Origin of the sequence: Pseudomonas sp. CROZ-RG-20F-R04-15, from assembly GCF_022662375.1 — a bacterium.
Classification (GTDB): domain Bacteria; phylum Pseudomonadota; class Gammaproteobacteria; order Pseudomonadales; family Pseudomonadaceae; genus Aquipseudomonas.
Genome location: NZ_JAKNQL010000082.1, coordinates 1 through 311 on the forward strand (window position 1 = coordinate 1; position 311 = coordinate 311).

The 311-nt window shown below is 59.2% G+C and carries 1 pseudogene; it reads left to right on the forward strand.

What is annotated here, in order from left to right:
* A pseudogene (locus L8H52_RS30365) lies at positions 1-311 on the forward strand (toxin); the annotation flags it as partial.

Here is a 311-nt window from a genome sequence, read left to right on the forward strand (position 1 = left end):
ACTGTCCTGCAGGATTTCGAATATTTTTACGACCCCGTCGGCAACATCACCCGCATCGAAGACCACGCATTTCAACCGCGATACTTCGCCAACCAGCTTATCGACGGCCATCGCGACTTCACCTACGACTCACTCTACCGACTGACCAGCGCCACCGGTTACGACGACGCCCCGCCCTCGGACATTCCCGGCCTGCCGCAACCGAGCGACCCAGGCAATCGCCTCAACTACACCCAGACGTATCAGTACGACCACGGCGGCAACCTGATCGAACTGTGCCATGTGCGCGCTGGTAACAACTACACCCGGCA